Here is a 3,953-nt window from a genome sequence, read left to right as displayed (position 1 = left end):
GGGGCGGGGTAGCGATCCGGGGGCGGCTTGACGGAGTCGGCTCCGGCGAGCAGTATATGCATCTGCAATTAATGTATGTGCAAGTAAATTCCGGGAGTGCGGCATGGAGCTCTTCGTCACCGGGGCCACCGGCTACATCGGCGGATCGGTGGCCGCCGGCCTGATCGAGAACGGGCACCGGGTGCGCGGACTGACCCGGTCCGCCGAGCAGGCCGAACGGCTGCGCGCGCACGGTGTCGAGCCCGTGGTGGGGGCGCTGGACGACCTCGCCCTGCTGACACGCGAGGCCGAGCGCGCCGACGCCGTCGTCAACGCGGCGGACAGCGACCACCACGGGGCGGTCGCGGCGCTGGCCGCCGCCCTCACCGGGACCGGAAAGGCCCTGCTGCACACGAGCGGGTCGAGCATCGCGGGCGACGACGCCCGGGGCGGGCCGCCCACCGGCGACCCTGTCGACGAGTCCGTCCACGACCCCGGCAGCACGTGGCGGCCGACACCGGACAAGGCGGCCCGCGTGGCCATCGACCGGTTCGTCCGCGCCGCCGCCGGATACGGGGTGCGCTCCGCCGTCATCTGCAACACCCTCATCTACGGCCGCGGCCGCGGGGTGCACCCCGACAGCATCCAGGTGCCGGCGCTCGCGCGGCAGGCCGCGGCCAGCGGCGTTCCCCGGCACGTCGGGGCCGGCGAGAACGTGTGGTCGACGGTGCACATCGACGACGTCGTGGACCTCTACCTCCGCGCGCTGGACCGGGCGCCCGCCGGAGCCTTCTACTTCGCGGAGAACGGCGAGGCCGCCTTCGCCGACATCACCGCCGCCGTCGCCGAGCGGCTCGGGCTCGGCCGGCCGCAGCGGTGGAGCGTGGAGGAGGCCGCGGCCGAGTGGGGGTACGAGCACGCCGTCTACGCCCTGGGGTCCAACAGCCGGGTGCGCGGTCCCCGGGCCCGCCGGGAACTGGGATGGGCGCCCCGCCACGGCTCGGTGCTGGACTGGGTCCGCACCGAGATGCCGGTCCCCGCGGCGCGCTGAGCGCGCCCGAGCCGAGGAGCGCCAGGCGGCTGCCCGCAGCCCGCGGCCAGCCGCCGTGCCGGCCCCCGGCCGAGGGGTTACCTTCCGGTAGGAATAGCCTTGCGTCCAGGCCGTGTCGCCTGTCCCGGAACGCGGCCGCTCACTACGATGTCGCCTTGTGGCCAAGCAGGTGAACATGATCCGTCCGCCCGCCCAACGGGACCTCGCCGACCACGTCGCAGCCGTCCAGCGGCTGCGGCGCGAGTACGCCCGGCTGCCCGCCGGTGCGCCCGTGCGGCTCGCCAAACCCACCTCCAACCTGTTCCGGTTCGGCCGGACGCCCGCCGCGGCCACGCTGGACGTGCACGCGTTCTCCTCGGTGCTGGCGGTGGACCCCGACGCCCGGACGGCTGACGTCGGCGGCATGACCACCTACGAGGACCTCGTCGCCGCCACGCTCCCGCACGGCCTCATGCCGCTGGTCGTCCCGCAGCTGCGCACCATCACACTCGGCGGCGCCGTCACCGGCCTGGGCATCGAGTCCTCGTCGTTCCGCAACGGCCTGCCGCACGAGTCGGTGACCGAGATCGAGATCCTGACCGGATCCGGCGACGTCGTCACGGCACGGCGGGACAACGAGCACCGGGACCTCTTCCACGGCTTCCCCAACTCCTACGGCACGCTCGGCTACAGCCTGCGGCTGCGCATCGAGCTGGAGCCGGTCAAGCCCTACGTGCACCTGCGCCACCTGCGGTTCGACTCCGCGGCCGCCGCCATGGACGCGCTCGCCCGGATCTGCTCCGACGGCGTGCACGACGGGCAGCGGGTGGACTTCGCCGACGGGGTGGCCTTCGGGCGCCACGAGCTGTACCTCACGCTGGCGCGCTTCACCGACCAGGCCCCCTGGACCAGCGACTACACCGGTGCCGACATCTACTACCGCTCCATCCCGCGCTACGCGGGAACGGGCCCCGGCGACTACCTGACCGTCCACGACTACCTGTGGCGCTGGGACACCGACTGGTTCTGGTGCTCGCGCGCGCTCGGCGTCCAGCACCCGGTGGTCCGGCGGATCTGGCCGCGCTCGCTCAAGCGCTCCGACGTCTACCGGAAACTGGTGGCCCTCGACCGCCGCACCGACCTCAGCCGGCTGCTGGCGCACTACCGCGGGCGCCCGCAGTCCGAACCGGTGATCCAGGACGTCGAGGTCCCGGTGGAGCGCGGCGCGGACTTCCTCGACTTCTTCCAGAGCGAGATCAAGATGACGCCGGTCTGGATGTGCCCGCTGCGGCTGCGCGAGAAGCCGGCTCCCGGCACGGCGGACCGCGACGTCTGGCCGCTCTACCCGCTGGAACAGGACCGGCTCTACGTCAACTTCGGTTTCTGGGGGTTGGTGCCCGTGCGGCCCGGGCAGCGCGGACCGCTGCACAACCGGCTGATCGAGTCCGAGGTCACCCGGCTCGGCGGGCACAAGTCGCTGTACTCCGACGCCTACTACACCGAGGACGAGTTCTGGCGGCTCTACAACGGCGACGCCTACCGGAGCCTGAAGCGGACCTACGACCCGGACGGGCGGCTGCTCGACCTCTACGCCAAGTGCGTGGGAAACAGGTGACACGCCGGCCCCCACGAGGGGAGGGGGCGACGTGCGGCGAGAAGGGAAGGCAATGCGGCTTGCGGAGATCTTCGAACGGGTGGTCGGACCGAACGCCCCCGTCCGGTTCCGGGCCTACGACGGCAGCGTCGCGGGCGACCCCGAGAGCGACGTCACGCTGATCGTGCGGACGCCGGTGGCGATCAATTACCTGGCGCAGTCGCCCGGGGCCCTCGGTCTGACCCGCGCCTACGTGTCCGGGCACATCGACCTCGAAGGCGACATGTACACGGCGCTGCGGCGCATGTCCGACGTCGCCTTCGAGGAGGGCCGGCGCATGTCGCCGCTCCAGGTGGCCGGCCTCGTCCGGGACGTGGGCTGGGTGAAGTTCGTCAACCGGGTGCCGCCGCCGCCGCAAGAGATGCGGCGCTCGACGCTGCTGGGGCGCGGCGTGCGCCGGCACTCCAAGGGGCGCGACGCCGAGGCCATCCACCACCACTACGACGTCTCCAACGCGTTCTACGAGCTGGTGCTCGGGCCGTCCATGACCTACACCTGCGCCGTCTACCCGGCCGAGGACGCCACCCTGGAGCAGGCGCAGTTCCACAAGTACGAGCTGGTCGCCCGCAAACTCGACCTCCGACCGGGCATGCGGCTGCTCGACGTGGGCTGCGGATGGGGCGGGATGGTCATGCACGCCGCCCGCGAGCACGGGGTGAAGGCGCTGGGCGTCACCCTCTCCAAGGAGCAGGCGGAGTGGGCGCAGAAGCGCATCGCCCAGGAGGGGCTGGGCGACCTCGCCGAGGTGCGGCACATGGACTACCGTGACGTGCCCGACGGCGTGTACGACCGGATCAGCTCCATCGGCCTGACCGAGCACATCGGAAAGCGGAACGTCCCCGCCTACTTCGCGTCGCTGTACGCCAAGCTGCGGCCCGGGGGCCGGCTGCTCAACCACTCCATCACCCGGCCGCGCAACGACCTGCCGCCGATGAACGCGGGCGGGGTGATCAACCGCTACGTCTTCCCCGACGGCGAGCTGGAGGGCCCCGGCTGGCTGCAGAGCGCCATGAACGACGCCGGCTTCGAGATCCGGCACCAGGAGAACCTGCGGGAGCACTACGCCCGCACGCTGCGGCACTGGGGCGCCAACCTCGACCGCAACTGGGACGCCGCCGTCCAGGAGGTCGGCGAGGGCACCGCCCGTGTCTGGCGGCTCTACATGGCCGGCTGCGTCCTGGGGTTCGAGAGGAACGTCGTCCAGCTGCACCAGATCCTCGGCGTCAAGCTCGACGGCACCGACGCGCGGATGCCGCTGCGCCCGAGCTTCGAGCCGGAGGCGCCCTAGGC

3 protein-coding genes are annotated in these 3,953 nt (G+C 72.2%); all 3 read left to right on the top strand.

The window, feature by feature from the left end:
- Nucleotides 1–103: 103 nt before the first annotated feature.
- Nucleotides 104–1,030: an NAD-dependent epimerase/dehydratase family protein gene (locus DEF28_RS25855; RefSeq protein WP_114400791.1), complete on the top strand. Its 927-nt coding sequence runs from the start codon at nucleotides 104–106 to the stop codon at nucleotides 1,028–1,030.
- A 175-nt stretch (nucleotides 1,031–1,205) separates the two neighbouring features.
- Nucleotides 1,206–2,624 (top strand): FAD-binding oxidoreductase, encoded by a 1,419-nt coding sequence (locus tag DEF28_RS25850; protein WP_181874457.1) that lies wholly within the window; start codon nucleotides 1,206–1,208, stop codon nucleotides 2,622–2,624.
- Nucleotides 2,625–2,676: 52 nt separating this feature from the next.
- Nucleotides 2,677–3,951 carry an SAM-dependent methyltransferase gene (locus DEF28_RS25845; RefSeq protein WP_114400790.1) on the top strand — a complete coding sequence of 425 codons (1,275 nt, stop codon included), beginning with the start codon at nucleotides 2,677–2,679 and terminating at the stop codon, nucleotides 3,949–3,951.
- Nucleotides 3,952–3,953: the final 2 nt, after the last annotated feature.

Origin of the sequence: Marinitenerispora sediminis, assembly GCF_003336425.1 — a bacterium.
In the GTDB taxonomy this organism is placed as follows: Bacteria; Actinomycetota; Actinomycetes; order Streptosporangiales; family Streptosporangiaceae; genus Marinitenerispora; species Marinitenerispora sediminis.
Note: the sequence above shows the minus strand (reverse complement) of the source record. Positions and strands in the feature narration are given on the sequence as shown.